Annotated in this window: 31 protein-coding genes; 13 read left to right on the forward strand and 18 right to left on the reverse strand. The window is 72.9% G+C overall.

From position 1 onward, the window contains the following. Positions 1 to 150: 150 nt before the first annotated feature. The gene (locus ACFY3L_RS33075; protein ID WP_389332984.1) at positions 151 to 1,401 is read right to left on the reverse strand and encodes a hypothetical protein; all 1,251 of its coding nucleotides are present in this window, start codon (positions 1,399 to 1,401) and stop codon (positions 151 to 153) included. 116 nt (positions 1,402 to 1,517) lie between these two features. Further along, positions 1,518 to 1,976: a DUF1203 domain-containing protein gene (locus ACFY3L_RS33080; RefSeq protein WP_389332987.1), complete on the reverse strand. Its 459-nt coding sequence runs from the start codon at positions 1,974 to 1,976 to the stop codon at positions 1,518 to 1,520. A gap of 97 nt (positions 1,977 to 2,073) precedes the next feature. On the opposite strand from ACFY3L_RS33080, the gene ACFY3L_RS33085 reads away from it, so the two are divergent. Further along, a complete protein-coding gene (locus tag ACFY3L_RS33085; protein ID WP_389332990.1) occupies positions 2,074 to 2,514 on the forward strand; it encodes a hypothetical protein in 441 nt (146 codons plus the stop codon). 44 nt (positions 2,515 to 2,558) lie between these two features. On the opposite strand, the gene ACFY3L_RS33090 is transcribed toward ACFY3L_RS33085, so the two are convergent. From ACFY3L_RS33090 to ACFY3L_RS33110, 5 genes are all read right to left on the reverse strand, one after another. After that, positions 2,559 to 3,143 (reverse strand): flavodoxin family protein, encoded by a 585-nt coding sequence (locus ACFY3L_RS33090; RefSeq protein ID WP_389332993.1) that lies wholly within the window; start codon positions 3,141 to 3,143, stop codon positions 2,559 to 2,561. A gap of 69 nt (positions 3,144 to 3,212) precedes the next feature. After that, positions 3,213 to 3,677: an SRPBCC family protein gene (locus ACFY3L_RS33095; protein ID WP_389332996.1), complete on the reverse strand. Its 465-nt coding sequence runs from the start codon at positions 3,675 to 3,677 to the stop codon at positions 3,213 to 3,215. Between the two features lie 73 nt (positions 3,678 to 3,750). Continuing rightward, complete coding sequence (locus ACFY3L_RS33100) at positions 3,751 to 4,512, reverse strand: SDR family NAD(P)-dependent oxidoreductase (RefSeq protein ID WP_389332999.1); 762 nt, start codon at positions 4,510 to 4,512, stop codon at positions 3,751 to 3,753. A 33-nt stretch (positions 4,513 to 4,545) separates the two neighbouring features. Next, positions 4,546 to 5,376 (reverse strand): helix-turn-helix domain-containing protein, encoded by an 831-nt coding sequence (locus ACFY3L_RS33105; protein WP_389333513.1) that lies wholly within the window; start codon positions 5,374 to 5,376, stop codon positions 4,546 to 4,548. 269 nt (positions 5,377 to 5,645) lie between these two features. After that, positions 5,646 to 5,888 (reverse strand): DUF397 domain-containing protein, encoded by a 243-nt coding sequence (locus ACFY3L_RS33110; RefSeq protein WP_389333516.1) that lies wholly within the window; start codon positions 5,886 to 5,888, stop codon positions 5,646 to 5,648. Between the two features lie 203 nt (positions 5,889 to 6,091). Between ACFY3L_RS33110 and ACFY3L_RS33115 the strand changes: the two genes are divergently transcribed. The 3 genes from ACFY3L_RS33115 to ACFY3L_RS33125 are packed head-to-tail and all read left to right on the forward strand — an operon-like array spanning position 6,092 to position 7,373. Then, entirely contained in the window at positions 6,092 to 6,760 is a 669-nt protein-coding gene (locus ACFY3L_RS33115) for a GGDEF domain-containing protein (protein WP_389333002.1), read from the forward strand. Positions 6,761 to 6,774: 14 nt separating this feature from the next. After that, positions 6,775 to 6,978: a hypothetical protein gene (locus tag ACFY3L_RS33120; protein ID WP_344502625.1), complete on the forward strand. Its 204-nt coding sequence runs from the start codon at positions 6,775 to 6,777 to the stop codon at positions 6,976 to 6,978. Then, a complete protein-coding gene (locus ACFY3L_RS33125) occupies positions 6,975 to 7,373 on the forward strand; it encodes a hypothetical protein (protein WP_389333005.1) in 399 nt (132 codons plus the stop codon). The genes ACFY3L_RS33120 and ACFY3L_RS33125 overlap by 4 nt, the downstream gene beginning before the upstream one ends. On the opposite strand, the gene ACFY3L_RS33130 is transcribed toward ACFY3L_RS33125, so the two are convergent. Then, the gene (locus tag ACFY3L_RS33130; RefSeq protein ID WP_389333008.1) at positions 7,267 to 8,022 is read right to left on the reverse strand and encodes an endonuclease/exonuclease/phosphatase family protein; all 756 of its coding nucleotides are present in this window, start codon (positions 8,020 to 8,022) and stop codon (positions 7,267 to 7,269) included. The two genes, ACFY3L_RS33125 and ACFY3L_RS33130, sit on opposite strands and share 107 nt — an antisense overlap. A 17-nt stretch (positions 8,023 to 8,039) precedes the next feature. Between ACFY3L_RS33130 and ACFY3L_RS33135 the strand changes: the two genes are divergently transcribed. The 3 genes from ACFY3L_RS33135 (at position 8,040) to ACFY3L_RS33145 (ending at position 11,275) form a co-directional block, all read left to right on the forward strand. Then, complete coding sequence (locus tag ACFY3L_RS33135) at positions 8,040 to 9,293, forward strand: ArgE/DapE family deacylase (protein ID WP_389333011.1); 1,254 nt, start codon at positions 8,040 to 8,042, stop codon at positions 9,291 to 9,293. 129 nt (positions 9,294 to 9,422) lie between these two features. Beyond that, complete coding sequence (locus tag ACFY3L_RS33140; RefSeq protein WP_389333014.1) at positions 9,423 to 10,886, forward strand: cellulose binding domain-containing protein; 1,464 nt, start codon at positions 9,423 to 9,425, stop codon at positions 10,884 to 10,886. Positions 10,887 to 10,933: 47 nt separating this feature from the next. Continuing rightward, the gene (locus tag ACFY3L_RS33145; protein WP_344502630.1) at positions 10,934 to 11,275 is read left to right on the forward strand and encodes a PadR family transcriptional regulator; all 342 of its coding nucleotides are present in this window, start codon (positions 10,934 to 10,936) and stop codon (positions 11,273 to 11,275) included. 66 nt (positions 11,276 to 11,341) lie between these two features. On the opposite strand, the gene ACFY3L_RS33150 is transcribed toward ACFY3L_RS33145, so the two are convergent. Then, positions 11,342 to 11,782, reverse strand: a complete 441-nt coding sequence (locus tag ACFY3L_RS33150; RefSeq protein ID WP_389333018.1) for a MarR family winged helix-turn-helix transcriptional regulator — start codon at positions 11,780 to 11,782, stop codon at positions 11,342 to 11,344. Positions 11,783 to 11,874: 92 nt separating this feature from the next. Between ACFY3L_RS33150 and ACFY3L_RS33155 the strand changes: the two genes are divergently transcribed. Further along, positions 11,875 to 12,246 (forward strand): cupin domain-containing protein, encoded by a 372-nt coding sequence (locus ACFY3L_RS33155; RefSeq protein WP_389333021.1) that lies wholly within the window; start codon positions 11,875 to 11,877, stop codon positions 12,244 to 12,246. On the opposite strand, the gene ACFY3L_RS33160 is transcribed toward ACFY3L_RS33155, so the two are convergent. Continuing rightward, positions 12,198 to 13,007 carry an AraC family transcriptional regulator gene (locus ACFY3L_RS33160; protein WP_389333024.1) on the reverse strand — a complete coding sequence of 270 codons (810 nt, stop codon included), beginning with the start codon at positions 13,005 to 13,007 and terminating at the stop codon, positions 12,198 to 12,200. The two genes, ACFY3L_RS33155 and ACFY3L_RS33160, sit on opposite strands and share 49 nt — an antisense overlap. Before the next feature lie 49 nt (positions 13,008 to 13,056). Here ACFY3L_RS33160 and ACFY3L_RS33165 point away from each other — a divergent pair, with 49 nt between their 5' ends. Continuing rightward, positions 13,057 to 13,467: a DUF2000 family protein gene (locus tag ACFY3L_RS33165; protein WP_389333027.1), complete on the forward strand. Its 411-nt coding sequence runs from the start codon at positions 13,057 to 13,059 to the stop codon at positions 13,465 to 13,467. A gap of 11 nt (positions 13,468 to 13,478) precedes the next feature. After that, positions 13,479 to 14,930, forward strand: coding sequence for a condensation domain-containing protein (locus ACFY3L_RS33170; RefSeq protein ID WP_389333030.1), 1,452 nt, complete (start codon positions 13,479 to 13,481; stop codon positions 14,928 to 14,930). Here ACFY3L_RS33170 and ACFY3L_RS33175 read toward each other — a convergent pair. The 5 genes from ACFY3L_RS33175 to ACFY3L_RS33195 all read right to left on the reverse strand — a co-directional run bounded on the left by ACFY3L_RS33175 (position 14,902) and on the right by ACFY3L_RS33195 (position 18,673). Then, the gene (locus ACFY3L_RS33175) at positions 14,902 to 15,663 is read right to left on the reverse strand and encodes a hypothetical protein (RefSeq protein WP_389333033.1); all 762 of its coding nucleotides are present in this window, start codon (positions 15,661 to 15,663) and stop codon (positions 14,902 to 14,904) included. The two genes, ACFY3L_RS33170 and ACFY3L_RS33175, sit on opposite strands and share 29 nt — an antisense overlap. Next, positions 15,651 to 16,133: a SigE family RNA polymerase sigma factor gene (locus ACFY3L_RS33180; RefSeq protein WP_389333036.1), complete on the reverse strand. Its 483-nt coding sequence runs from the start codon at positions 16,131 to 16,133 to the stop codon at positions 15,651 to 15,653. Before ACFY3L_RS33180 ends, ACFY3L_RS33175 begins: the two co-directional genes overlap by 13 nt. A gap of 78 nt (positions 16,134 to 16,211) precedes the next feature. Then, positions 16,212 to 16,631: a hypothetical protein gene (locus tag ACFY3L_RS33185; protein WP_389333039.1), complete on the reverse strand. Its 420-nt coding sequence runs from the start codon at positions 16,629 to 16,631 to the stop codon at positions 16,212 to 16,214. Between the two features lie 409 nt (positions 16,632 to 17,040). Continuing rightward, positions 17,041 to 17,928 (reverse strand): NAD(P)H-hydrate dehydratase, encoded by an 888-nt coding sequence (locus tag ACFY3L_RS33190; protein WP_389333041.1) that lies wholly within the window; start codon positions 17,926 to 17,928, stop codon positions 17,041 to 17,043. Beyond that, positions 17,915 to 18,673, reverse strand: coding sequence for a histidine phosphatase family protein (locus tag ACFY3L_RS33195; protein WP_389333044.1), 759 nt, complete (start codon positions 18,671 to 18,673; stop codon positions 17,915 to 17,917). Before ACFY3L_RS33195 ends, ACFY3L_RS33190 begins: the two co-directional genes overlap by 14 nt. A gap of 60 nt (positions 18,674 to 18,733) precedes the next feature. On the opposite strand from ACFY3L_RS33195, the gene ACFY3L_RS33200 reads away from it, so the two are divergent. Both ACFY3L_RS33200 and ACFY3L_RS33205 read left to right on the forward strand, forming a co-directional pair. Continuing rightward, on the forward strand, positions 18,734 to 19,042 hold the full coding sequence (locus ACFY3L_RS33200; RefSeq protein ID WP_389333047.1) for a hypothetical protein: 309 nt from the start codon (positions 18,734 to 18,736) through the stop codon (positions 19,040 to 19,042). A 148-nt stretch (positions 19,043 to 19,190) separates the two neighbouring features. Continuing rightward, the gene (locus tag ACFY3L_RS33205) at positions 19,191 to 19,985 is read left to right on the forward strand and encodes an alpha/beta fold hydrolase (RefSeq protein WP_389333049.1); all 795 of its coding nucleotides are present in this window, start codon (positions 19,191 to 19,193) and stop codon (positions 19,983 to 19,985) included. Positions 19,986 to 20,925: 940 nt separating this feature from the next. Here ACFY3L_RS33205 and ACFY3L_RS33210 read toward each other — a convergent pair. Then, positions 20,926 to 22,878, reverse strand: coding sequence for a discoidin domain-containing protein (locus tag ACFY3L_RS33210; RefSeq protein ID WP_389333052.1), 1,953 nt, complete (start codon positions 22,876 to 22,878; stop codon positions 20,926 to 20,928). Positions 22,879 to 23,337: 459 nt separating this feature from the next. Here ACFY3L_RS33210 and ACFY3L_RS33215 point away from each other — a divergent pair, with 459 nt between their 5' ends. Beyond that, the gene (locus ACFY3L_RS33215; RefSeq protein WP_389333055.1) at positions 23,338 to 24,834 is read left to right on the forward strand and encodes an FAD-dependent oxidoreductase; all 1,497 of its coding nucleotides are present in this window, start codon (positions 23,338 to 23,340) and stop codon (positions 24,832 to 24,834) included. 13 nt (positions 24,835 to 24,847) lie between these two features. Here ACFY3L_RS33215 and ACFY3L_RS33220 read toward each other — a convergent pair whose 3' ends face one another. Then, positions 24,848 to 25,315, reverse strand: coding sequence for a YfbM family protein (locus ACFY3L_RS33220; RefSeq protein WP_389333058.1), 468 nt, complete (start codon positions 25,313 to 25,315; stop codon positions 24,848 to 24,850). Next, complete coding sequence (locus tag ACFY3L_RS33225) at positions 25,312 to 25,971, reverse strand: tetratricopeptide repeat protein (RefSeq protein ID WP_389333060.1); 660 nt, start codon at positions 25,969 to 25,971, stop codon at positions 25,312 to 25,314. The genes ACFY3L_RS33220 and ACFY3L_RS33225 overlap by 4 nt, the downstream gene beginning before the upstream one ends. Between the last annotated feature and the right edge of the window lie 19 nt (positions 25,972 to 25,990).

The following is a 25,990-nucleotide window of genomic DNA, read 5'->3' on the forward strand; positions in this document are numbered from 1 at the left end:
CCGGAAGCAGGAGGCCGGAAGCAGGAGGCCGGAAGCAGGAGGCCGGAAGCAGGAGGCCGGAAGCAGGAGGCCGGAAGCAGGAGGCCGGAAGCAGGAGGCCGGAAGCAGGGCGCCCCTTGCCGACCGGGGTGGCAAGGGGCGCCCGGCAGGTCAGGCCGTGACGATTGTGCCGTCGGGCTTGCGGGTGCAGGTGACCGCGCGGGCGGTGGCCGTGGCGGCGCCGGTGAGGCACTTGCCGAGGACGGCGTGGCCGGCGGCGCTGGGGTGCCACGACTCCTGGCAGGTCTGGAAGTACGAGACGCAGGTGTTCGCGATCCGCTGAATGGCGATCTTGTCCTTGCCGGCGAGGCTGGTCACGAAGACGCCCGAAGCGCCGTCCTGCAGGCGGATCGGGGTGGCCAGGGCGTTGGCGGGGCTGCCGGAGTGCTCGCAGAGCCGCGCGCCGTCGAAGGCGTGCTGCACGTTGAGGTAGACCAGGTCGTCGCCGGGGAACTCGGCGGCGAGGGTGTCCCGGGTCGTGCGCACGATCGTGCCGAGGCTCTGCGAGAAGCCGTGCCCGGGCGCGAGGCTGGCCCGGTGGATCGGGCAGCCGGCGGCGTACCGCTCGGCGCCGAGGTCGCGGAACTTGTCCCGGTCGTCCTGCCGGCCGTCCTCCTCCCAGTAGGTCTGGTCGAGGTCCAGCGGCAGCGGGTTCGTGTAGTCCTGGAAGACCACCCGGTGCTGCCCGTCGGCGTCGATCTGGTCGAGGGTGGCGATGATCTGCCGGGCGGCGGCGATCGTCTCGGCGGTCGCCGCCTGGACCTGCGCCGCGGTCGCCAGGTCGGCGGCCGTGCACGGCTCCTGCTCGACCGGGCCGTTCAGGTAGGCCCAGAACTCCCACCAGCCGGTCCACGCGTCGGCGATGAACCGGTTCGCGCACTTCTCGGCCACGTCGCCGAACGTGAACGAGCTGTTGTTGGAGCCGAGCCCGATCAGCACCAGGTCGATGTCGTGGGTCTGCGCGACGGCCCGGAGCTGGTCGAGCTGCGCGGCGACGGAGCGGCCCTTGTCGCGGGCGCCGGACGGGTTGGCGATGTCGTGCGGCCGGCCGCCGGAGCACGCCAGGTTGAAGCGGGCCTGGATGCCGGGCAGCGTCGCCTGGTTGAGCGACGCGTTGGCGGAGCGGTGGCAGAAGAAGGCGTTGGTGTTGGGCGCCGACCAGCCCGGGAACGGCTGCGCGACACCGTTGACATCGACGACCGGCTGGTAGCTGCCGGCGCCCTCCCCGCTGATGAAGCTGTCGCCGAGGGCGACGGCGGCGGTCGGCAGGGCGGCCGCGGCGGGCAGCGCGGGCACGACCGCCGCGCCGGCGGAGACCAGCACGCCCGCCACGACGAGCGCGGTACGACGGAACACGGACACGGCGGTTTCCTCGATCCCATCGAACGTGAGAAATCCTCTGGGTCGGGATCAGATCACGACGCCCGCATACCCGTCAATGTTTCGATGCGATTTCCCTACAAAACCAGTCGGATAAGTCACGCAGACCGGGTCACCGTGAACATGAAGCAGCCGTAGGCGACGTTGCGGGAGTCGACCCGCACCACCGCCGCATCCGACAACACGTCGGCGATGACGCCTTCCGGGTCCGTGCCGTCGTGGACCCGGGTCGCGGGATGGATCCAGCCGCGCGCGTCATAGGCCCGCAGCACCTGCGACCGGCCGCGCCAGCCCTCCGGATAGCCGGCCCCGGCGGGCCCGTCGCACCGCCGCGCGTGCGCGAAGACGGCGCCGATCTCGCGGTACGGGCTCGCCGGCAGCACCGGCTCGAACCCGAACAGCATCAGCCGCTCCCCGGCCACCGCGTCGCGCAGGCAGCACCGCAGCGGCTCGCCCCCGCCCGCCTCCTGCACCACGACAGGGTTGCCGGAGACGTCGATTCCCTTGCCCCGCACCGATTCCAGGATCGCGGGGTCGATCGCATGCACCGTGAACATGCCCCGATCCTGTCCCACGCAAGGGTTCCGTGGCTGGCGGGAATCGGTCGTCGCGCTCGCCGTGCGGACCCGCACCGGCGGCCTTACCGTTGCAGGAGTGGAACGCGTACCAATGGACGAGAACGCCGCCGCGCGGCAACGCCTGACCGCCCTCATCGACTCCCTCGGCGACGACGGCCTCACCCGGCCGGTGACCCCCAGCTGGACCGTCGCCACCGTGCTCGCCCAGCTCGCGTTCTGGGACCGCTGGGCGCAGACCCTGGTGCGGCGCTGGCGCTCCGGCGAGCTCCCGCCGCCGAGCGTGCCGCCGTGGTACGACGACGCGCTCAACCACACCCTCCTGCCGACGTGGCAGGCGCTCCCCGGCCGCGAGGCGGCACGGATCGCCCGCGCCGCCGCCGAGGAGGCCGACCACGAGATCGAGAAGGCGGAGACCCCGGTCGTCGCCGGCATCCTCGCCTCCGGCCAGTCCAACCTCCTGGACCGCGCCACCCCCCGCAACGACGCCCTGGACCGGATCGAGCGCGCGCTGCGCTGAAACCGGCACAGGCCGGATCGAGAGAGCGCGCGCTGCGCTGAACCCTACGACGGGTACGGCGTGGACCGCAGCAGCCGCGCCAGGTGGGCGGCGTTGGCGGCGAGGGTGCGTGTGGCGGACGCCGTGGTGCCGGGCTTCGGGCCGGCGTCCTTGTAGTCGACCTTGCCCATCGCCTCACCGACCCAGTACGTGGAGGCGGCCGCCGGGACGGTGCAGCCGACGTCGTTGAGGGCCTGCAGGACCTCGGCGGTGACGTGGTGGGCGCCGTCCTCGTTGCCGACGACGGCGACGGCCGCCACCTTGCCCGTCATGGTGCCGGTGGTCAGCTCGGCGTCGAGGCGTTCGAGGACCATCTTGCAGACCGACGCGGGCTGGCCCATCCAGATCGGGGTGGCGACGACCAGGATCTGCGCGTCCAGGAGCTGAGCGCGGATCGCGGGCCAGCCGTCGACGGAGCCCTCGTCGGCGGAGACGCCGAAGTGGACGTCGTGGTCGGCGACGCGGACGACGGTGCCGTCGACGTCGTGGTCGGCCAGGGCGGCGAGGACCTCCCGGCCGAGCAGCTCGGAGCTGGACGGGGACGGGGACCTGCGGAGCGAGCAGCACAGCACCAGGGCGCGCAGCGTCATGGGACCTCCAGACAGCGGAAGGGGGCGCCGCGAAGAAGCGGCGCCCCCGGATATCAGCTACGAGATGGACTACAGACCCGGACGCGGAATGTCTTCCCGCCACTGGCCGGACTCGGCGCCGCGCTCCTCGATGTACTTCTTGAAGCGCTTCGTGTCGGCCTTCACCTGGAGGTCGTCGGCGCCGACGGCGGCACCGGCCTTCTCCACGACACCCTCGGGCTGCCAGTCGAGCTGGACGGTCACGCGGGTGTCCCGGTCGCCGAGGCGGTGGAAGGTGACGACGCCGGCGTGCTTGGTGTCGCCGCCGACGCTCCTCCACGCGATCCGCTCGTCCGGGTGCTGCTCGATGATCTCGGCGTCGAACTCGCGCCGGACGCCGCCGACCTTCGTCACCCAGTGGGTGTGCCGGTCGTCGAGCTGGCGAATCGACTCGACGCCGCTCATGAACTGCGGGAAGGACTCGAACTGTGTCCACTGGTTGTACGCGGTGTGCACGGGCAGGTGGACGTCGATGGTTTCGGTCACGCCACTCATTCGTTCCTCCGAAGAACTCGTGATTGTCGCGTTCGCCCATCTCGTGCCCGCCGACGAGGCGTACAAACTGGATTCAGGCCTGTTGTTGCGTAGGTCGCACCAGCAGCTCGTTGACCGCGACGTGCCGGGGCCGGGTGACGATGTAGGTGATCGTGTCGGCGATGTCCTCGGCCTCGAGGCGCTGCATGTCGGCGAAGCGCTGGTTGATGCCTTCCAGGATCTCGGGGCGGTTGTGGCCGGCGAGCTCCGTGGCGACGGCGCCCGGCTCGACCAGTGACACGCGGACGAAGCGGCCGGTGACCTCCTGGCGGAGTGCCTCGCTGAAGGCGCCGACGGCGTGCTTGGTGGCGTTGTAGACGCCGCTGCCGTTGCGCGCGACCCGCCCCGCGACGGAGCTGACGTTCACCATGTCGGCGACCTGGCGCGGACCGTCGGCCGCCGCGGCGAGCAGGTGCGGGAGCGCGGCGTGGGCGCAGTACATGAGCCCCATGACGTTGACGGAGACCATGCGCTGCCACTCCTCGACGGGCGCGTCGACCACGGGCCCGAGCAGCATCACACCGGCGTTGTTCACGAGGGTGTCCAGGCGGCCGAGCTCGTTCACCGTCTGGTGTACCGCGGCGACGGCGGCCGACTGCTCGGTGACGTCCGCCTCGACGACCAGGGCGGTGCCACCGTCGGCGCGGATGCGCTCCGCGAGGGCGGCGAGCCGGTCGGCCCGGCGGGCGGCGAGCGCGACGGCCGCGCCGCGGGAGGCCAGCGAGAGGGCGGCCGCCTCACCGATCCCGCTGGAGGCACCGGTGACGAGCGCGACGGTTCCTGACAAAGATCCCATAGGACCCGACGCTACGCCTCCGCTATGCCTCCGCTATGCCTCGAGGTCGCGCCGGATCTCCTCGAGCACCTTCTGCGTCTCCGTCGGCGGGCGGGCCTCGACGCACAGCCGCTCCATCGCCTCGGCGTACAGGTCGACGTCGTCGCGCTTGTCGAGGTAGAGGGCGCTGGTGAGCTGCTCGATGTAGACGACGTCGGGCAGGTCCTGGTCGGGGAAGCGCAGGATGGTGAACGCGCCGCCGGCCGCGGCGTGGCCGCCCGCGTTGAACGGGATGACCTGCAGCCGCACGTTGGGCAGCGTGTTGGCCTCCAGGAGCGCGTCGACCTGGCCGCGCATGATGTGGACGCCGCCGATCGGGCGGCGCAGCGCGGCCTCGTCGACGACGACCCACAGCTTGGGCGCGTCGGCACGGGTGAGGACCTGCTGGCGGGCCATCCGCAGCTCGACCCGGCGGTCGATCTCGTCGGACTTGGCGCGGCCGTGGCCGAGCAGGACGACGGCCCGCGCGTACTCCTTGGTCTGCAGCAGGCCCGGCACGAACTGGACCTCGTATGTGCGGATGAGGGCCGCGGCGGCCTCGAGGCCGAGGTAGGACTGGAACCAGTTGGGCAGCACGTCGCCGAAGCGGTGCCACCAGCCCGGGTTGTTGGCGTCGCGGGCGAGGGCGAGCAGCCGGGTGCGCTCCTCCTCGTCGTCGAGCCCGTAGAGGGTGAGCAGGTCGGCGACGTCGCGCTCCTTGAAGCCGACGCGGCCGAGCTCCATCCGGCTGATCTTCGACTCCGACGAGCGGATCTCCCAGCCGGCGTCCTCACGGGTCACGCCCTGCGCCTCACGGAGCCGGCGCAGATGGGCGCCCAGCAGCATCCGGAGGACCGTGGGGCCTCCGGCCGCGCCGCCTTCCGGTGTTCCGGTCGTCACCTACTGCCTCCGAGTCCTGGCCGCTGCCCTGTCACCCACTGTCCCCGTGCGATCCGTCCTGAGCGATCCGTCTGAGCGGTCCGTCCTGGCGAACCGTCCCATGGTGGAGCCGTCCCGTGGGCGAGCCGGAGTAAGCATGCCATGACCCGACAGTAAGCGGGAGTGGGCTCGCGTCGATCGGCGGTATCTCCGTCGAGCCCGTCCCGGCCGTCACATCAGCGGTCCAGCAGGTTGTCGAAGTCGCCGTCGCGGGCGCCGGCGATGAAGGCGGCGATCTCGTCGTAGGTGTAGATGAGCGCGGGCCCCTGGGGGTCGCGCGAGTTGCGCATCGCGAATCCGGTCCCGTCGGGCAGCGGGGCCAGCTCGACGCAGTTGCCGCTGGGGTTGCTGCGGCGGCTCTTCTGCCAGGTGACACCCGGCAGGTCACCGGCCGGCATCCCGTTGTACGTCTGCTCCATGGACATCTCTCTGCAACATGTAGTTGAAAGTTTGCCGAGAATCGGCGTCTGCACGTGCATCGGCTCTTGCGTATGCAGCCGATAACGCGCATGCTAGCGCATGTGCGAATGTGCGGGGACGCTCACAATTTGTGACCAGAACCGGACGTTCGCTCCCAAATGATCGGGTGGCTTCCCCAGCTACGATCTTGGAGGACGCGCGCATGGACCCTCTCGCCTTCCTGGCCGGTGCGGCCGTGGCGGCCGGAGCGTGCGCGGCGTGGGTGTCCCAGCGCCGGGTAGCACAGCTGCGACGGCAGCTCATCGCCGAGCGCCACGCCGCCAGCCATGACCCGCTGACCGGCCTGCCCAACCGCCGGGCCTTCTACTCCCGCGGCGCCGAGCTCGTCGCGGACCCGGACGCGCACCCCCTGGTCGCGGTCGTGCTCGACGTCGACGGGTTCAAGCAGATCAACGACGTCTACGGGCACTCCGCCGGCGACGCGGTCCTGGTCGCCATCGGGCACCGCTTCGCCTCGTGCGCCGGCGAGGGTCCGCGGCGGGGCATCGTGGCCCGGCTCGGTGGCGACGAGTTCGCCGGCCTCATCCCCGAACGCGACGGGGAGCCCGACGAGCAGGCGGCCCGGCTCGCCGACATGCTCGCCGCGCCGATGCGGCTCGGCAGCCAGGTCGTGTCGGTCAGCACGTCGGTCGGGCTGGTCCCGGTCGAGCCCAGCGCACACCTCGCCGATGCGGTGCACCGGGCCGACGCCGCCATGTACCGCGCCAAACGTCACACCCAGCGCCGCCGGACCTCCCTGGTGACGCACCAGCACGTCCTGCACACCTCGCTCCGCTGTGAGCTCCCCACCCACCCCACATCGGCGACCTGACAAGGACCCCCGCGATGGACCTCAAAGAGCTCGTCCGCCAGCGCCGCCGCCACCAGCCCCGTCCGAAGAGCTGGCTGGCCGCCAAACTCCACCGAGCGGAGCAGTGCCGCGACTGCCACCAGCCCTGGCCGTGCGACCAGTACGTCGCCGCCCGCAACTCGGTCCTCGTCTACGCGCTGCGACGCCTCGAGCTCGCCCGGCCCGGGAGTCTGGGGTGACAATCGCGCACATCCCGGCCCGGCCGACCTGGCTGTGCACGGGATGTCGCGAGCCGTGGCCGTGCCAGGCGAAGCGCGACCAGCTCGTCGCGGAGCACGGCGACAGCCCCGCCGCGCTGCGCACGATGATGGCGCTGCGGGTCGCCGACGCCGCCGAGGACCTGCGCCAGCTGGGCGCCGACCAGCTGTGGACGCGCTTCCTGGGCTGGCTGCCCGCACCCGGCCAGGGGCCCGTGATCCGCTGGGTCGCGAACCCGCCGCTCGGCGGGCACCGCAGACCGATGCCGGTCAAGGAGCAGATCGACCCGCGGGGTCCGTCGCGCACGTCGCCAGCAGCGGAAAGTGGTCCGACGCGGACGCAGTCCCGCCGCCGGTCAGCACGCGGCACGTCGTGAAGGCGCCGGCGACCGCCGGCGACGCCAGCACGTAGTCCAGCCGCGACCGCGGGAACTCCTCGCCGCCGAGCGCCGTCGGCACCGTCCAGCCCGGCCCCTCGCCGACCGCCTGGAACACGTCGGCCAGGCCGCGGCGGGCCAGCAGCGCCATCGCCCGCGTGTCCACCCGCCCCCACCCGAACCAGGTGCGGTGCCGCCGCCCCACGTCGCCCGGCGGATCGGACGACGGGGACAGCGAGTTGAAGTCGCCCATCACGACGACCCGCTCCCGCCGCCTGGCGAAGGCCGCGAGCCGCCGGGCCTCGTACAGGCGGATCCGGCCCCAATAGGGGAACAGGTGCGTGCTGACCACGGTCAGCGGTCCGGCCGCCGTCTCCACCTCCACCCACGCCGCCCCGTGATGGAACACACCGGGCACCCTGCCGCGGCGCAGGATCCGCAGGTGCGGCGCGACCAGCAGCCCGACCGGCTGCCCGGTCCCCGGCGGCGCCACGTGCGGGCGCATCCCGGTGCGCTCCGCGAGCGGAGGGTCGCCGCGCAGCTCCTGCACCGCGGCGACGTCGGGCGCCGCGGCATCGATGACCTCGCACACCGCGTCCAGCCGGCCCCCGCTCGCGCCGGTCCGGATGTTGTACGACAGCAGCGTCAACGACATACATTGCCCGGATGGACGTCCACAACGCTCTCCTCAGCTCCCGCGACGAGACCATCCGCACGCTCGTCGACCTGATCCGCGTACCCAGTGTGGGTGGCACGCAAGCGGAAGGGGAGATCGTGCGCCACGTCGCCGGCCTGCTGGCGGCGGAGGGGGTGGAGACCGACCTGTGGCAGATCCCCGTCGCCGACCTCGCCGCCCGCCCCGACTTCCCCGGCATGGAGGTCGAGCGGTCCGAGGCGTGGGGACTCGTCGCCCGGCTGCCCGGCACCGGCGGCGGCCGCACGCTCATGTTCAACGGGCACCTCGACGTGGTGCCGCCCGGTGACCTGGCGACCTGGTCCGACGACCCGTTCTCCGGTCGGGTCGCCGACGGCCACGTGTACGGCCGCGGCGCCTGCGACATGAAAGGCGGCTTCGCCGCCGCCCTCGCGGCCCTGCTCGCCCTGCACCGCAGCGGCACCCGGCTGCCCGGCGACGTCCTGCTCGCGGCGGTCGTCGGCGAGGAGGACGGGGGGCTGGGCACGTACGCGACCCTCGACCGCGGCTGGCGCGCCGACGCGTGCGTCATCACCGAGCCGACCGCGCTGGACGTCCTGGCCGCCAACGGCGGCGCGCTCACCTTCCGGCTGCGGGTGCCGGGCCTCGCCGCGCACGCCTGCGCCCGCACCAGCGGGGTCAGCGCGGTCGAGAAGTTCCAGCTCATCTTCCCCGTGCTGCGGGCCCTGGAGGCGTCCCGGAACCGGTCGGTCGACCCGATGATGCGGCGGTGGGACATCGCGTACCCCCTGGAGATCGGCACCGTGCGGGCCGGCGACTGGGCGTCGACCGTGCCGGACCTGCTGGTCGCCGAGGGGCGCTTCGGGGTCGCGCTCGACGAGCCGGTCGACGAGGCGCGCGCCGCGTTCGAGCGGACCGTCGCGGAGGCGTGCGCCGCCGACCCGTGGCTGAAGGAGCACCCGGTGACGGTCGAGTGGTGGGGCGGGCAGTTCGCGTCCGGCCGCTGCCCCACCGGCACCGACCTGGTCCGGCGGGTGCTCGACGCGCACACCACCACCCACGCCGGCTCCGAGTTCGCCGCCGAGCCGGCCGTGGTCGGCGCGCCGTACGGCTCCGACCTGCGCCTGCTGACGAACATCGGGGGCATCCCGGCGGTGCAGTACGGGCCGGGCGTCGGCTACGGGCACTGCCCCGACGAGAAGGTGTCGATCGCGCAGGTCCACGCGTGCTCGGCCACCCTCGTCAACCTTGCCCTGGCGTTCTGACCATTCGCGCTCATGGCGCTACATTTCGTGTTGATAGCGCTCCCGTACCGGAGAGGCATTGACCAAGAGTTGTAAAGACTGTTAACTGTCAAGCCGGACGGACGCCGCGACGCGGAACGAGGCTGGTCAATGCGGATCTCTCGCACGGTGCTCCCGGCCCTAGCGGCCGGCGCAGCGGTCCTGCTGGTCGCGCCGCTCACCGCGGCCGCCGCGGCGGCGTCACTGACGGCGACGTTCGCGCAGACGTCGGTGTGGGGCAGCGGGTACGGCGCGGAGTTCGCCGTCACCAACCGCGGCGACGCGGCGGCGGGCAGCTGGGTGGTCGAGTTCGACCTGCCGGCCGGCTCGACGGTCAGCAGCTCGTGGGACTCGACCCGCACCAGCACCGGGCAGCACCACCGCTTCGCGAACGCCTCGTGGAACGGCTCCGTCGCCGCCGGCGCGACGGTCCGCTTCGGGTTCAACGTCAGCGGCACGGGGGCGCCGGTCAACTGCACCGTCAACGGCTCGCCGTGTGCGGGCGGTCCGGCACCGTCGCCGTCCTCGCCCGCTTCACCCTCGCCCTCCTCGCCGTCGCCCTCGCCCTCCTCGCCGTCCTCGCCGTCGCCCTCGCCGTCCTCGCCGGGTGGGTCCACTGTGGAAGTTTCCACGGCCGCACAGCTCGAGGCGGCCCTGGCGGGTGCGCGGCCCGGCCAGACGATCCGGCTCGCGCCCGGGGTGTACGACGGGTCGTTCATCGGCACGACACCCGGCACCGCGGCCGCGCCGATCACCGTCACCGGCCCGCGGACCGCCGTCCTGACCAACCCGGCGGGCGCCGGCAGCGGCCCGTCGTGCCCCGTGCCGACGCCCGGCTGGGACCCCGGCTACGGCTTCTGGCTCGCCGGCGCGCCCTACTGGCGGCTGAGCGGGTTCACCGTCGCGAACGCGAAGAAGGGCGTCGTCGTCGACGACTCGCCGCGCGTCACGCTCGACGGCCTGTACGTGCACCACATCGGCGACGAGGGCGTCCACTTCAGACGGTCCTCTTCGGACGGTGTGCTCCGCGGCTCGACGATCGAGTACACCGGCACCGCGCAGCCCGCGTACGGCGAGGGCGTCTACCTCGGCTCCGCGAACTCGAACTGGGCCTGCCACGGCACCAGCGGCGGCGTGGACCGCTCCGACCGGGTGCAGGTGCTCGACAACCACATCGGCCCGTACGTGGCCGCGGAGCACATCGACGTCAAGGAAGGCACCGTCGACGGGGTGATCCGGGGCAACACGTTCGACGGGCGCGGCATCGCGGGGCAGAACTCCGCCGACTCGTGGGTCGACGTGAAGGGCACCGGCTACCTGATCCAGGGCAACACCGGCACGTTCGCGCCGCCCGGCACGTTCGCCAACGGGTACGAGACGCACAACCCGGTCGCCGGCTCCGGCTGCGGCAACGTGTGGCGGGACAACCGGTCCGACCTCGGCGGTGTCGGCCGCTACGCGATCAACGTGACGTCGACGTCGAAATGCGCGGGCAACCTCAACGTGGTCTACTCCTCCAACAGCGTCACGAACGCCACCGGTGGATTGACGAACATCACCGCCACGAGCGGGTGACCGATCGGTCGATGGCATATATCGATGAGCTGAATATAGTGATGGGCATGACTGGCGTACCGTTACGTGAACCGACGTTCCTCGTGCTGACCGCGCTCGCGGCCGAGCCGCAGCACGGCTACAGCGTCCTGGAGGACGTGCGGCGCATCTCCGACGACCGCGTCCGCCTCCAGGCCGGCACGCTCTACGGCATCCTCGACCGGCTGCGGGTCGACGGCCTCATCGAGGTGGATCGCGAGGAGGTCGTCGCGTCCCGGCTGCGCCGCTACTACCGGCTCACCGTCCCCGGCCGCGACCTGCTCAGCGCCGAGACCGACCGGCTGCACCGCAACGCCGCCGCCGCCGACCGGCGCCTCCGCCAGCTCCGCCTGGCCACCGACGCGGCCTGACTCACCCCGGCCTGACCGGACGCGACCGGCGCCGCCGCATGCGGGGCCGTTCGCGGGCGGCGGGGCTCAGGTGGCACTGATCCGCAGGAGCGACTCGCGGAGGCGGGCCAGCTCGTCCGCGCCCAGCAGGGCCGCGAAGTCACCGTCGACCGCCGCCATCGCCGCCGGCGCGTCGGCGAGGAACGCCGTGCCACGGCCGGTCAGCGCCACGATCACCGCCCGCTGGTCGTTCGGATCCGGACGGCTCGACACGTAGCCGCTCGCCTCGAGCTCCTTCACCAGGCGGCCCGCCATCTGCCGGGTCATGCCCGCCTTCGCCGCCAGGTCCGTGATCCTGATGCCGGCCGGGTCCAGGTTCGTGATCACCGGCAGGTGCCCGAGGCGGATCTCGCCGTGCCCGCCGGCCTGCAGCTTGGCCAGGGACGCCGCCTGGGCCCGCCGGTGCGCGTGCAGCAGCAGCCGGCCGAGCGGCAGCGCGCGCAGTTCCTCGGGTGTGAGTTCAGACATGCGAAACCCCGTTTACAAAGTACGAAACCTAGTTTAGCTTTTGAGGGCGGCCTTCAAGGAGACCTTGGAGGCGACTCTCAAGGGGGACAGGTATGAGTATCGTCCGTGCGGCCGACGCGCCGCGATTCGAGCTCGACGGATCCAGGTTCACGGTGTTCTCGGGGCCCAGCAACGGGTCCCACCAGGTGTGCGCGTGGCGGCTGACCGTCGCCGCGGGCCACGAGTCGATGCCGCACAGCATCGACCGCGACGAGGTGTTCACGGTGCTGTCGGGGCAGCTGCGGGTCACGCCCGGCGGCGAGGTGCTCGGCGCCGGCGACTCGGTCGTCGTGCCGGCCGGCTCGCCGATCGCCGCCCACAACCCGGGCAGCGAGCCCGCCGAGGTGTACGTCTCGGTCGCCGCGGGCTTCACCGCCTACCGTGCCGACGGCAGCGTCTTCGGCACCCCGCCGTGGGCCGCGTAGCGGGAAGGGGTGACCCCGACGTGCCGGACGAAGTGCCGGTGCAGGTGTGACTGGTCGTGAAACCCGACCTCCGCGGCCACGTCCGCGGGGCGGCGGCCACTGAGCAGCAGCCGGCGGGCCTGCTCGACCCGGCGGCCCACCAGGTACCGGTGCGGCGGCAGGCCGAAGGTCGCGGTGAACGACCGGACCAGGTGCCCCGGATGGCACCGCAGCAGCGCGGCCGCCTCGACGAGGGTGATCCCCTCCCGGGTCCGCGCGTCGAGCAGCTCCCGCAGCCCGCCCGCGACGCCCCGCGCGGGCGGGCCCTGCGTCGCGTGCCGGCCGAGATGCCCTCGCAGGCGGTCGCGGATCAAGGTCAGCCGGCTCTCCGCCTCCAGCTCCTCACCCGGCGCGTCCAGGGCCAGGTGGAGCTGGTGGATGCGCTGCCGCAGCAGCGGGTCGTCCACGCCGGGGCGGTCCACGGCGGCGCCGGCGAGGCCCGCGTCGAGGACGGTCGTGTCCAGGTACAGCACCCGCTTGCGGAACCCGTCGCCGGTCGCGGCCCGCCCGTCGTGCGGCACGTCCGGCGGCAGCAGCGTCACCGACGCACCGGCCGCGCCGCGGTGGTGCCGGTCCAGGTCGAAGCGGATCGCGCCCTCGTCGACGATGAGCAGCGTCCACGCGTCGTGCACGTGCGGCGGGTACGCGTGGTCCACGAAGTGCGCGTGGAACACCTCGGCGATCCCGGGCACGCTGGGCCGCCACGCGGTGACGAGCTCCATGTGCACAACGTACAAGACCGCCCGGGCCCGGACCGGGCACGCTGGCGCCATGACGTTCCCCACGAAGATCGCCGTGCTGCTGCGGGACGACCTGGCGGTCTGGCAGCGCCTCAACATCACCGCGTTCGTCGTCAGCGGCATCGCCGGCACCGCGCCGCAGCTGCTCGGCGAGGACTACGCCGACGCTGACGGCAACCGGTACCTGCCGATGTTCGGCCAGCCCGTCATGGTCTTCGAGGGCGACGCGACCACACTCGCCGGCGCGCACCGCAGGGCGGTGGAACGGTCGGTCGCGTGTGCAACGTTCACGGAGGAGCTGTTCAAGACCGGCAACGACGAGGACAACCGGGCCGCCGTCCGGGCCGTGCACCAGGCAGATCTCCGGCTCGCCGGGATCGCCGTCCACGGGCCGCGCAACGCCGTCGACAGGATACTGAAAGGTGCGCGCCTGCATCGTTAGGCTCCGCCGCCATGAACCACGCGCCTGTTGAGACCCCTGTCCCGGCGACCGTCGCCGCTCACATCCCGGTGGTTTTCGAAGGGCCGGGTGCCGGGATCGGGCCGCTGTCCTGGGGGCAGATCGAGAGCTGGAACGCGGTCACGACCCTCGGCCACTGGATGCCGATCGGCGGCGCGCTGCCGGTGCGGCCCGGCACGACCGTCGAGGACCTCGCCGGCGAGCTGCGGCACCACCTGAGCCGGCACCCGTCGCTGCGGACGCTGCTGCGGATCCCGGCCGGCGGCGGCACTCCGACGCAGGAGGTCCACGCCTCCGGTTCGGCTGTGCTGCAGGTGTACGAGACGGGCGGCGCCGACCCGTCCGCCGTGGCCGATCTGGTGGCCGGGCGGTTCCGCGACACGCCGCTCGACTTCACGGCCGAGTACCCGATCCGGATGGCGGCGGTGCTGCACGACGGCGTGCCGAGTCACGTCGTCGCGCTCATCTCGCACTTCGCGGCCGACGGCGCCGGCGCGCAGGCGATGCTCCGCGACGTCGCCGCACGACCCGCCGGCCCGGTCGACGGCCGGCAGCCCCTCGACCAGGCGCAGTGGCAGCGGTCCCCGGCCGGCCGCCGCCAGAACGAGGCCGCGCAGCGGCACTTCGAGTCCATCCTGCGGACGATGCCGCCGGCGCGGTTCCGCAAGCCTCTTGCGGCGCGGCGGCCGCGGTACTGGCGCGGCGTCCTCGACTCGGCGGCGCTGCCCCTGGCGTTGCGGGCGCTGACCGCGCGGACCGGGGCGGACCCGTCGGCGGTGCTGCTCGCCGTGTTCGCCCTCGCCGTGCACGCGACGTGCGGCGTCGATCCCGTCGTCGTCCGCCCCCTGGTGAGCAACCGCTTCCGCCCCGGCCTCGCCGACGTCGTCTGCACCGCCGTGCAGGCCGGCCTCTGCCAGGTGCCGGTCGGTTCCGCCTCCGGCGCCGTTGCTGACGCCGGCTCTCTTCCCGGCGGCGGCGGTGCCGGATCCGTTGCCGGGGGCGGTGCCGGATCCGTTGCCGGTGGCGGGGGTTTCGAGGAGGTGCTGGCGCATGCGAAGCGGGCGACGATGAGTGCCTACAAGCACGCGTACTTCGACCAGCGGGACCTGTTCGCGCTCGTCGACCGGGTCGGGGCCGAGCGGGGCGAGCGGCTGGAGATCGGCTGCTTCCTCAACGACCGCCGCGACCCTTCGACCGGCGTAGGCAGCCCCACCCCGACGGCGGCGGAGATCGCGGCGGCGCTGCCGCGGACGGTGTTCGACTGGACGGTCCGCCGGGACGCGCCGGGCTTCGAGCCGATGATCCTCGACGTCGAGGACACCCCGGGCGGCCTGCGCTGCACCGCGCACACCGACACGGCGCACATCTCCCCCGCCGACACGTCGGCGCTGCTGCACCACCTGGAGCGGATCGCGGTCACAGCGTCAGGCTCTCGACCCGCGTGAGCCTCAGCAGCGCGGCGTCGTCCAGCGGCGGGATGACCCGCGTCGGGTCCCCGGTGCCGCCGAACGCGACGTTGTCGGCGGACAGGTGCACGTGGACCCCGTCCGGGCGGTACACGTCCGCGTCGTACCAGACGACACCGCCGCCGTGGTCCGCCCTGGACCGGAAGGTGACGGTCCCGTCGGGCAGGGTCGCCCACTCGCAGGTGGTCGTCTCGGTGCCGGCGTTGCAGTCGCGACCGGCCGGGGCGGCCTCCCGGGCGACCCGCACGTCGACACGCCCGGAGCCGGCCGCGTCGACGACGACGATCCCGAGGTCGAAGCGCTCGCCGGCGCCGCGGAACGTGAGCTCGGGCCGGCAGGTGGCGGCGTCGAGGAGGATCGCCCCCGGTAGCGCCTGCCGCAGCGGGCCGTCCAGCACCATGCTGAGCCGGGTCGCCGTCGCGAAGTGCAGGCGCTCGGCGGCCGCCTCCCGCTCGGTGCCCGGCCGCGGGCCGCTGGTCTCGCCGGTCGGCACGCAGGTCACCGTCGGCTGCGCGGCGGCGCCGCCGTCGCGGTGCCGGTCCACGACCAGCGGCAGGGCCGCCCCCGCGACGACCGCCGCCGCCGCGACGGCGACGAGCAGCCGGGTCCTGGCCCGGTGGCGGTGCGCGCGGCGCACGATGGCGTCGAGGTCGACGCGCGACGGCGGGGGTGGGGGGTCGAGGCGGCGCAGTTCGTCGGTCAGCTGGTCCACGGTGACTCCTCCTGGACGGTCAGACGCTCCCGCAGCGTGTCGAGGGCCCGCGCCGCCTGGCTCTTCACGGTGCCGGTGCTGCACCCGAGCTCCCGGGCGGTCTCCTCGACGGAGAGGTCGCAGCAGTACCGCAGCACGACCACGGCACGGCGGCGCGGCGGCAGTTCGTCGAGCAGCGCCAGCAGCGACACCCGCTCGTCGACGGCGTCGCTGCTGGTCCCGCCGCCCACCGCCGGCGGCTCGGGCACGACGCCCAGCAGCCGCTCGCGGTGCCAGGGGCGGCGGCGCTCGTTCAGCATGGTGCGCACCAGCACCCGCCGGACGTACCCGTCGACGTTCTCCGCCGCCGCCACCTTGGGCCAGTGCAGCAGCAGCCGGACCAGCGCCGCGGACAACACGTCGTCCGCGGTGTGCCAGTCGCCGCACAGCAGGTACGCGACCCGGCGCAGCGCCGGCAGCCGCGCCGTCACGTACGCGCGATAACCCTCGACATCCCTTGCCACAACCACCTGACACCGAACGCGGCGTCCAGGGTTGCTCAGGATCCGCTACTGCTCCTGTGCGCGGAGCAGCTCGGCGAACTCCGGGTAGGACAGATCCGACTTGGGGAGGATGCCGGCGGCGACCATCGCGGGACCGAGTTCCCGGCGCACGTCCGGGTCGCCGCACTCCAGGCCGAACTGGATGACCTCGGCGACGACCTCGGTCGTGCCGGCGCGGAAGATGGTGCCGCTGTCCACCTGGTACAGCCACGCGTCGAACCTCGGCTCGTCGCCGTCGACCACCCGCCACAGCGAGCAGAACCCGCGGAAGCTGGACTCGTCGTCCTCGTCGTCGACCAGCCGGGCCTCCGCGTCGAGGTCCTCGCCGTCGTACAGCCTGCCGGCCGCACGCAGCTGCTCACGCTCGACGGGACTCAACCCTCCGGCGTCGATGATCTCCCGCTCGTCCACGAATCGGCTCGCCACGCCGCACAGCCAAGCGCACGCGACTTCCCGCGTCAACCACCCCCGCCAGCCGGCCCGGATCAGCAGCCCTCCTCGCCTCGACCGCCACGCGTGTGCGGCGGCGAGTACGCCGTCGCGTTCTCGATCAGCACCAGCCACCCACCTCAACCGCCCTAGCCCAACCCTCCGCACCCAAACCCCGCCGACGCCGACCACCTTCCCCCGACCCACCACACCATCCACCCGCCTCATTCGCCCATGCCCGAGCCTCCGCACCGGCCATCCGGTGCCGGCCGGCCGCACTCCACCGCCGCGGCCACACGCGTCGTCACCGTTCGCAACAGCCGGGCGCGGCAGCCGGGGCGCGTCCTACCCCGGGCGTACGCCGCAGGTCCTGGGTGCGGCGGTGGGGCTGCAAGTGGCTTGCGGGTCAGACGGTACCCAGGGTGTAGGCGACCTCGTCGAGGAGCTCGCGGGCCAGGAAGCCGGTCCTGCCGTGGCGGGGTGCGAGGCGCTGGCCGCTGACCGCGTGCGCCCACGTGCCCCAGCACGCGGCCTGTTCGGGGTCGGCGCCGCGGGCCAGGAGGCCGGCGACCACTCCGGCGAGGACGTCGCCGCTGCCCGAGGTGCCGAGGCCGGCGTCGCCGCTTTCCTCGCTCCAGATGTCGCCGCCGGGCGTGGCGACCGTGCCGTACAACGTGACCACCGCCGAGCAGCGTCGCGCCACCTCCACGGCGATGGTCGTGAGGTCGTCGCCGCCGATGGAGCCGGGCCGGCCGAGGAGGTAGCCGGCCTCGGTGACGTTCGGCGTGAGCACGACGCGCAGCCGGCGGCCGTCGAGGAGCCGCGGGTCGTGGCTGAGCGCGCCCAGTGCGTACGCGTCGAGGACCACGCCGGCGTCGGGGCGCACCGCGTCGAGGACCGCGCCGAGCAGGGTGATGGTCTCGTCGATGTCGTCGAGTCCCGGGCCGATCGCGACGGCGTCGGCCTCGCCGGCGAGGTCGAGCAGCCGCTTCGGCACGTTCCCGGCCACGCTGCCGGACTTCGTCTCCGGCAACCCGATGACGGCTGCCTCGGGCACCGCGATGCTCAGCGCCGTCGCGGTACTTTCGGTGACCGCGAGCTGCAAGCGTCCTGCACCGGCCCGCAGCGACGCGACCCCCGCGAGGAGGACGGCGCCCGGTGTGGAGCGGGAGCCGCCGATGACGAGCACCGTGCCGCGGTCCTTCTTGCCGGCCGTCCCCGCTTTCGCGCCCCGCGGCAACGGCCAGTCGCGCAGCAGGCCCGGCGTGATGGTGCGTGGTTCAGACCTCGGCATTGACGTCCTCCTGCCGCGTCGCCGGGGTGCCCTCGCGGTGCAGGTGCTCCACGGCGTTGAACCGTTCGGGGCGCAGCCGCTCGCCGTCGGAGCGCCAGCTGCTGATCGAGCAGTTGCCGAGCGCGGTGGCCCTGGCGAGCTGGATCAGGGTCGGCTCGTCGAGGCCTTCGACGAGGTACCGCACGAGCATGACGATCGCTTCGTGGCCGAACAGGATGACCCGGCCGCCCGGGTACGCGCCCCGCACGTCGCCGAGCAGCGACCGCAGCCGCAGCAGCACGTCGGCCCAGGACTCGCCGCCCGGCGGACGGTAGTAGAACTTGCCGAGCCGGCGGCGCCTGGCGGCCTCCAGCGGCAGCCGCGCCTCGACGCCGCGGGCGGTGAGCAGGTCGAGGATGCCGAGCTCGCGGTCGCGGAGCCGCTCGTCGAGCACGGCCGGGACGTCCAGCCCGGCCAGCGCCAGCTCGGCGGTCTGCCTCGTCCGCAGGTACGGCGAGACGACCGCCACCTGGGGACGCTCGTGCACGGGGAGATCGGCGATCCACTGCCCGACGGCCTGCGCCTGCTCGCGGCCGAGCTCGGACAGCGGGACGTCGGCGTCACGTTCCGGGATGGCGATCTCCTCGAGTCCACCCACCTCCGCCTGTTGTGCAAGCACGTTGCCGGTCGACTGGCCGTGCCGGACGACGCCGAGCCACTGGAGATCCGCCATGTCTTCCCTGTTGCCCGCCTGGATTCCGTTCACACAACGACTCTGACAAGGTCCGAGCTTCGGTCCCCCGGGGTTGGGCGACGATGCCGGCGAATGCGGTGTTCACGGCCGGCGTGGTCCTGGTGGTGGCGGGTGTCGCCGGCTGGATCGCCGCGGGGATCCTCAACCGGGGCGCCGTCCCGCGGCCCGGCGAGATCTGGTGGGCCACCGTCCCGTACCGCGACGGCGAGGGCGAGCAGCGCCGTCCAGCGCTGGTGCTGGCGGGCGACGGCCGCGCCGCTCGACGTCGACGTCACCGCCGCCCGCACGCTGACCCTGTCCGCCCTGCGCACGAAGGGCACCTGCGGCGACGCGACCCGCCCGTACGGCGCCGTCGGCGACGCGCTGCCGCACCAGCCCTGACGTCCGGCGGCCGCGCCGCGGGCCCGACGGCGCGACGGTCGTCGCTTCGCCGGCCGGGCGGGCTCCGCACTGCCGGTCCCCCGGGTCGAGGCCGTCGCCGTGTCGTCGTCCACGCCGATTTGTCGTACCCCTCGGGCAGGATGCGGGCATGCACCTCGTCACCCACGGCACCGGCACCCCGGTGCTCTCCCTGCACGGCTGGACCGTCGACCACCGCATCATGTCCGGCTGCCTGGAGCCCCTCTTCACCCGTCGCCCCGGCTACCGCCGCCTCTATCCCGACCTACCCGGCATGGGCCGCACCCCCGCCGGCACCGCCACCAGCTCCGACGACATCCTCGCCGCCGTCCTGACCCTCATCGGCACCGCCCTGGGCGGCACCCCGTTCCTCCTTGTCGGCGAGTCGTACGGCGGCTACCTGTCCCGCGCCGTCGCCCGCGCCCTGCCCGGCCAGGTCCTCGGCCTGGCCCTCATCTGCCCTGTCGGCCAGACCCTCGACCGCGACCTTCGGGTCCGCCCGCCGCACCATGTGCTGCGCTCCACCCCCGGTCTGCTCGACGACCTCGACCCCGCCACCCTGGCCGAATACGCCGACACGGCCGTCGTCCAGACCCCGCAGACGCTGCGCCGCTTCCGCGACGACATCGCGCCCGCCCTCCAGCTCACCGACCAGGCGGCGATCGCCCGCTTCGAGCAGCGCTGGCACCTGACCGAAGGACCGGAGGGCGCGGCCCCATTCGCACGGCCGACGCTGTTCCTGTGCGGCCGGCAGGACTCGTCCGTCGGCTACGCCGACCAGTACGCACTGCTCCCCCACTACCCGCGGGCCACGTTCGCCGTCCTCGACGTCGCCGGCCACAATCTCCAGTTCGACCAGCCCACGCTGTTCGAGGCCCTGATGGACGAGTGGCTGGACCGTTGCGCCGCCGAGCCGCCCATGTGACCACACTCCGCCGCCTTCCGGCAGATCCCCCGAAAGCAGCGCGGCCCGGCCACGCCCCGCCTCGCGATCCGCCGCTGCAAGCTCACTGTCTTCGACTGGGAGACGGTGTTACGGGTGTTGTAGGCGGCAGACGGCCGGCAGACGGCAGACGGGCCAAGCTGACCGCGGTCCCGACCGGCGCTCGTCGTCGGCGCCGGCGGGGCGGGCAACAAGTGCTGCCGCCGGCACTGGCCGATGGCCGGTCGCGTCAGGAATGACGGGCGGAGCGCCTGCGGATGGCGTGGTGTCGGCGGTGCAGCAGGTGGCGGGCGTCGGGTCGGTCGACGGCACCGTGGACGGTATGCCGGGGGGACGGTGTGCGGGGGACGGTGCGCGGGGGACGGTGGCGAGATGGTGCTGACCGGGTTCGGGTGCCGGCAGCCGGTGTCGGCGCTGCGACGGCGCGACGACAGCTGCACAAAGCGTGCAGGCTCGGATGCATGCGCCCAGCCCGGGGACACCGCCAGTGATCCCGTGCCGCTTGGTGGTCAGGGCTACCGGCACCGCACGGGATCATGAGAAGACCATCGTCGGGCCGACCCGGCAGTGGGGCCGCGCAGCACGGATCGGCCGAACGCAGCCACCACTGCAGCCGGCGGAATTCTCATGATCCGGAAGACTTTGTCCGCCTATGACGACACAAAAGTCTTCCGGATCATGGAAGGAACGCGGAGGGGAACCACCGGATGCGGCGCGCATGCGCCGCTTGCCCTGCCTCGCGCCATAGCGCGGGCAGTGCGGCGCGCAGCGGCGCATTGGGGTGCGGGTGAGCATCCCCGCCGGGCCCCGCCGCGACAGCGGTGGGGGGAATTACAGCATTGCAGTGGGCGGGTGGCGGCCGGACGCCTGGTCGCCACCCGCCCTGGGCCCTGACCGTCGGCGTCGGTCAGGGGGGTTCGGGTCAGCCTGTGTAGACGCGGAACTCCGAGACCTGGCCGGCGGGCCAGCCGGTGTTGGCGGTGAAGGTCAGGCGCAGGTAGCGCACGCTGGTGGTGTTCGGCAGCGTGATGGTGACGGTGTTGCCGGTCGACTGGTTGAACGTGTAGGTGGCGGAGCCGACGATCGTCGCGCCCGTGGCGCCGTCGGTGACGGACAGCGTCTGGTTGCGGGTGCCCCAGTTCGACGGCAGGGTGAGCACGACGCGGCGGGCGGCGGTGGCGGCGCCGAGGTCGACCTGAAGCCACTGCGGCCAGGCGTTGTTGGCGCTCTCCCAGTAGGTGCCGGTGTTGCCGTCGACGGCGTTGCCGCTGCCGTACACCTGGGTGTGGCTGCTCTCCGACGTGGGGCGGCCCTGCGCCAGGTTGGTGTTCGTGTTCGGCGGCGGCGCCGTGGTGACGGTGACGGCATTGGAGGCGCCCGACGTGTTGCCGGCGGCGTCGTAGGCGGCGACGGTGAAGGTGTACGAGGTCGACGCGGTCAGGCCGGTGGCGGTGAAGGCGAGCGTGCCGGTGGTGCCGATCGCGGTCGAGCCGGAGCCGCTGACCCGGGACACGCGGTAGCCGGCGACGCCGACGTTGTCGGTCGAGGCGTTCCAGGCGAGCGCGACGGTGGTGTCGGTGCTGCCGGTGACGCGCAGGTTGCCGGGGACGCTCGGCGCGGTCTGGTCCGGGCCGGTCGGGAACGGCACCGTGAACCTGGTCGCGGTCAGGGCGACCTGCCCCTTCAGCATCCGGCCGCCGTCGTTGGTGAGGCGCAGGTAGTAGTCCGACGAGCAGGGGGTGCCGTCCTCGTCGAGGGCGCGCATCCCGGAGTTCGTCGGCTGCCACGCGGCGCTCTCGGCGGTCTTCGCGATCTGGTTGCCCTCGTTGAACTCGTCGAACATGGAGATGTAGACGCTCTGCACGCCGGCGCGGGTGTGGTTGTAGAACTGGCGCCACATCAGCTCGCCGTGGCGGCGGTGGCCGGCGGCGAGGTCGCCGGGGATGACGCACGGCTGGTAGTCGATGCCACGGGCGTTGAGATCGGCGAGGTCGGGCAGGACACGGTTGGTGTAGAACCAGTCGGCGCCGTTGTTGTCGCTGATCCGGCCGACCATCCACGGCGAGATCATGTTGAACGCGTGGTACACGTCGATGAACCCGGCGCGGGAGTCGTCGGTGCCGAGGCGCCAGTGGGTCGGGACGCCGCCGATCACGTAGCAGCCCTGGCCCTTGAACCAGTTGATGACGTCGAGGCACTGCGCGGGCGTGAACGGCCGGCCGTCGTCGTTGAAACCGAAGCCCCAGATGCACACGACCGGCTTGCCGTTCTGCCGGGCGTAGGCGGGGGACGCGGTGTAGGCCGACATCTTCGTCGTCCAGTCGGTCTTGATCTCCGACTGCATGGTCAGCCACCAGGTGACGTCGTACATGATGTAGAACTTGCGGCTGGTCGCCTCCGCGGCGGAGCGGACCTTCGCCGCCATCGCGTCGCGGGTCGGTCCTTCGCCACCGAACGGGTTGAAGCGCTGCAGCGCCGCGACGTCGCAGCCGTTCTGCTGCATCCAGCGGAAGTGGGTGTCCACGGTCTGCTGGTCGTAGGAGGAGAAGAGATTGGCCGGCTGGCCGTTGCCCAGGTTGGCGAAGTTGCTGCGGTACCCGCGGGTGAAGTCGCGCATGTCGGGCCAGCAGGTGATCGAGCAGGCGCCGGGGGCGGGCGGCTGCGACCAGTTGGGGCTGTAGTGCCACCAGCCGTTGATCGGGGCGCCGTCGCCCGGGGCGGCGAACCAGCCCTGGTAGCCGACGGTGACCTTGCCGACGACGTCGCCGGGCGGGCTCGCGGCCTCGGCCGCGTGCGTGGCGGCCGCGATCGGCAGGGCGGTGGCGGCCGTCCCGGCGAGCGCGGTGGTGATGACGGAGCGGCGGGAAACTCCCATGTGGACTCCTCGGGTGTGCCCGTCGCGGCGTCCGGGGTCCCGCGGGCACGGTCGGCGGCGCCGGCCCGATGGCGGTCGGGCCCGCGAACGGCACCGCGGCCGGTGACCCAGGAGTGCTGCGGCCAGCGGTGCGGCTGGTGCTGACGACGGTGCGGCGGGACGGCGGACTGGCGACGGGGCGGGCGGGGGCTTGGAACGGCGGGGCAGCGGGCAGGCGGACCCGCGGACCGGCACTGAGCAGCCCACGCGGTGTCACGGCGCGGTTGGCGGTGCTGTCGATGTCGGCTTCTGGGCTGGAATCCTGCCAGCAACCCGCAGCTTCACGCAATACTTCGATGCGATGCCCGCAAGATTTCGACTATCGTGCGACGATCCAAGGGGGTCGTTCGACACGAACGTAAATGTCCAGCCCAGAGGCGTATTGAGAAGGTTCTTCGCCTGTTGGGTAAGATCTTCGATGTGGCAGCCACAGCAGCGCAGCGCTTCGCGGAGATCAACACGCCGCACCCGCCGGCCGAGACGAAGATCCTCATGCGCCGGGCGGTCGTCCTCGGCGGCAGCATGGCCGGCCTGATGGCCGCCCGGGTCCTCGCCGACCACGCCGACGAGGTCGTCATCGTCGAGCGCGACGACACCGACGTCAACGCCGGCCCGCGCCCGGGCGTGCCGCAGGGCAGCCAGGTCCACGCGCTGCTGCCCGCGGGGCAGGTGCAGCTCGACCGCTGGTGGCCCGACTTCACCGAGCGCGCGGTCGCGGCCGGCGCCCCCGACGAGGGCCGCACCGACGCGAAGATCTTCATCAACGACGAGCTGCGCGTGACCACCGAGCCGCCGCCGGAGAAGCCGATCCTCATCACCACCCGCCCGTTCCTGGAGGCCCAGGTCCGCCGCCGGGTCCTGGAGAACCCGAAGATCCGGATGGTGTACGGGCGGGCCGAGGGCCTGCTGTTCGCCCCCGGTGAGGGTGGCGGAGTGGTCGGGGCCCGTTACGTCCCGGTGGCTACGGGCACCCCGGCCACCGGGGCCGACGACGGCGGCCGGGAGGGCGCCGCTCGTACCGACGAGGTAAACGCCGACGGAGGACAGGACGCGGCCGTCGAGCTCGCCGCGGACCTCGTCGTCGACGCGATGGGGCGCGCGAGCTCGCTCAACGACTGGCTCGAGGCGCACGGCTGGCCCCGCGCGCCGATGCAGCGCATGCCGATCAAGCTCAACTACGCGTCGGCCCTGTTCGAGCGCGACCCGGCGGTCAGCGACACGTGGGTCGCGATCTCGCAGACCACGCCGGCGAAGGACCGGATCGCCCGCATCGGCGGCATCAACTCCGTCGAGGGCAACCGCTGGATCATGCTGGTCGCCGGCTACGACGCCGACCGGCCCAGCCGCGACGTCGACGACTTCACGAAGCGCTGCCGGCAGTACTTCCCGGCGATGTTCGGCGACATCGCCGAGCGCGGGAAGATGATCGGCAACGTCATCACGTACCACCAGGCCGACAGCCGCCGGCGCGACTTCGACCAGGTCGATCGGCTGCCGACGGGGATCGTCGCGGCGGGTGACGCGGTCGCCTCGTTCAACCCCGTGTACGGCCAGGGTATGACGTCCGCGACGCTGCACGCGTCGTGCCTCTCGGAGTGGCTGCGCACCGGGCCCGACCTCGCCACCGAGCCGGCCCGCGGCTACTTCGAGCGGGTCCGCGTGGTGGTCGACGCGGCCTGGCAGGTGTCGACGTTCGCCGATCTCGGACTGCCGCACATCACCAGCGGCCGGCCGCGCGGCTACAAGGTCATCAAGTGGGCCAGCGAGGCCATCCTCAAGGCGTCCATGACGGACAACGTCACGAGCCAGAAGCTCAACCGGGTGACCACGATGCTGGACCACCCGAACGCGCTCGCCAGCCCGGGGCTGCTGCTGCGGGCGCTGCGGCTGAAGTGGTTCGGCGGCGCCCGCGCCTGACTCCAGCGGCGTGTCAGCTCATCCAGATGACGACGCTGTCGCCGTCGGCCGCGGCGGCGTGGAAGAACGTGACCAGGGTCTCGTAGGACGACCGCAGGTAGTCCAGGGACCCTGGCTCGTGCCAGATCATCGGGTACACGTCGTCGGCGGTCAGCGCCGACGGCTCGTAGTGCGCGGCGAGGTCGGCGAACGGGGTGACGTCGAGGAACGCGGCGGCGGTCGCGACCTCCTCGGGGGTGAGCACCCGCGGCGAGTCGTAGCCCCACTGCTCGTCGGTGATCGGCACGCCGCCGCTGATCACGTCGACGGGCGCGTCGACCTGCGCGAGCAAGAACTCCAGCCCGCCCCACGCCTTGTCGACGTCGGCGTGCGGCCGGTCGGTGATCTGGTCGTTCGCGGCGAAATGATCGGTGCGCAGCAGGACGCGCAGGTCGGCCAGGTCGCCGTCGCGCAGCCGCGCGTACTGCGTGATCATGCTCATGACGCGCGATCGTAGCCGAGCGTGCGGCGGGCCTCACCGACCTGGCGTGCGACGCCGGCGGCGCCGTGCTCCGCGGCGAGCCGCTCGGCCCGCTCCAGCAGCGGCGGCACCTCGTCGTGCCGCTGCGCCACCGCCTCCACCTGCGCCAGGGTCAGCAGGCTCGCCGCGGCGCCCGCGTGGTGACCCGCCCGCTCCCGCAGCCCGGTCGCGTCGAGCAGGTGCTCCCGTGCCTCGTCGAGCCGCCCCGCCAGGTGCGCGGCGATCCCGAGGTGATGTAGCACGGACGACAGGGTGAGCGCGTCGTCCTCGGCCTTCGCGAGCATTCTCGCCCGTAGCAGCGCGGGGACCGCCGCGTCGTCGTCCTGGCGGACCACCTGATGGAAGCAGCCGATCCAGAACAGCGCCTCGCCCTCGCCGCGCGCGTCGCCGAGCTGCTGGTAGAGCTGCGCCGCGCGGGAGAACAGCGGCAGCTCCGCGGGGTCCTCGACCCTGTCCCGCAGGAACCGGGCGTGCACGACCCTCCCGCGGGCCAGGGCGAGGTCCGCCTCGACCGCGTCGAGCTCGCGGTCGGCGGCCGGCAGCGCGTCGTGGTCGTCGCCGAGGACGCTCCGCTCGTACAGCTCCCGGGCCCTCGCCAGGCGGTGCTCCGCGCTCATCCGGCAAGCATAGGACCCG

This window comes from Dactylosporangium sp. NPDC000521 (genome assembly GCF_042898305.1).
In the GTDB taxonomy this organism is placed as follows: domain Bacteria; phylum Actinomycetota; class Actinomycetes; order Mycobacteriales; family Micromonosporaceae; genus Dactylosporangium.

Coding starts and splice junctions, on each gene's coding strand:
- ACFY3L_RS33080 (WP_389332987.1), bottom strand. CDS start 1,976: ATGTTCACGGTGCATGCGATCGACCCCGCGATCCTGGAATCGGTGCGG.
- ACFY3L_RS33090 (WP_389332993.1), bottom strand. CDS start 3,143: ATGACGCTGCGCGCCCTGGTGCTGTGCTGCTCGCTCCGCAGGTCCCCG.
- ACFY3L_RS33095 (WP_389332996.1), bottom strand. CDS start 3,677: ATGAGTGGCGTGACCGAAACCATCGACGTCCACCTGCCCGTGCACACC.
- ACFY3L_RS33100 (WP_389332999.1), bottom strand. CDS start 4,512: ATGGGATCTTTGTCAGGAACCGTCGCGCTCGTCACCGGTGCCTCCAGC.
- ACFY3L_RS33105 (WP_389333513.1), bottom strand. CDS start 5,376: ATGCTGCTGGGCGCCCATCTGCGCCGGCTCCGTGAGGCGCAGGGCGTG.
- ACFY3L_RS33110 (WP_389333516.1), bottom strand. CDS start 5,888: ATGGAGCAGACGTACAACGGGATGCCGGCCGGTGACCTGCCGGGTGTC.
- ACFY3L_RS33115 (WP_389333002.1), top strand. CDS start 6,092: ATGGACCCTCTCGCCTTCCTGGCCGGTGCGGCCGTGGCGGCCGGAGCG.
- ACFY3L_RS33120 (WP_344502625.1), top strand. CDS start 6,775: ATGGACCTCAAAGAGCTCGTCCGCCAGCGCCGCCGCCACCAGCCCCGT.
- ACFY3L_RS33135 (WP_389333011.1), top strand. CDS start 8,040: ATGGACGTCCACAACGCTCTCCTCAGCTCCCGCGACGAGACCATCCGC.
- ACFY3L_RS33140 (WP_389333014.1), top strand. CDS start 9,423: ATGCGGATCTCTCGCACGGTGCTCCCGGCCCTAGCGGCCGGCGCAGCG.
- ACFY3L_RS33145 (WP_344502630.1), top strand. CDS start 10,934: ATGACTGGCGTACCGTTACGTGAACCGACGTTCCTCGTGCTGACCGCG.
- ACFY3L_RS33150 (WP_389333018.1), bottom strand. CDS start 11,782: ATGTCTGAACTCACACCCGAGGAACTGCGCGCGCTGCCGCTCGGCCGG.
- ACFY3L_RS33155 (WP_389333021.1), top strand. CDS start 11,875: ATGAGTATCGTCCGTGCGGCCGACGCGCCGCGATTCGAGCTCGACGGA.
- ACFY3L_RS33160 (WP_389333024.1), bottom strand. CDS start 13,007: ATGGAGCTCGTCACCGCGTGGCGGCCCAGCGTGCCCGGGATCGCCGAG.
- ACFY3L_RS33165 (WP_389333027.1), top strand. CDS start 13,057: ATGACGTTCCCCACGAAGATCGCCGTGCTGCTGCGGGACGACCTGGCG.
- ACFY3L_RS33170 (WP_389333030.1), top strand. CDS start 13,479: ATGAACCACGCGCCTGTTGAGACCCCTGTCCCGGCGACCGTCGCCGCT.
- ACFY3L_RS33190 (WP_389333041.1), bottom strand. CDS start 17,928: ATGCCGAGGTCTGAACCACGCACCATCACGCCGGGCCTGCTGCGCGAC.
- ACFY3L_RS33200 (WP_389333047.1), top strand. CDS start 18,734: ATGCGGTGTTCACGGCCGGCGTGGTCCTGGTGGTGGCGGGTGTCGCCG.
- ACFY3L_RS33205 (WP_389333049.1), top strand. CDS start 19,191: ATGCACCTCGTCACCCACGGCACCGGCACCCCGGTGCTCTCCCTGCAC.
- ACFY3L_RS33210 (WP_389333052.1), bottom strand. CDS start 22,878: ATGGGAGTTTCCCGCCGCTCCGTCATCACCACCGCGCTCGCCGGGACG.
- ACFY3L_RS33220 (WP_389333058.1), bottom strand. CDS start 25,315: ATGAGCATGATCACGCAGTACGCGCGGCTGCGCGACGGCGACCTGGCC.
- ACFY3L_RS33225 (WP_389333060.1), bottom strand. CDS start 25,971: ATGAGCGCGGAGCACCGCCTGGCGAGGGCCCGGGAGCTGTACGAGCGG.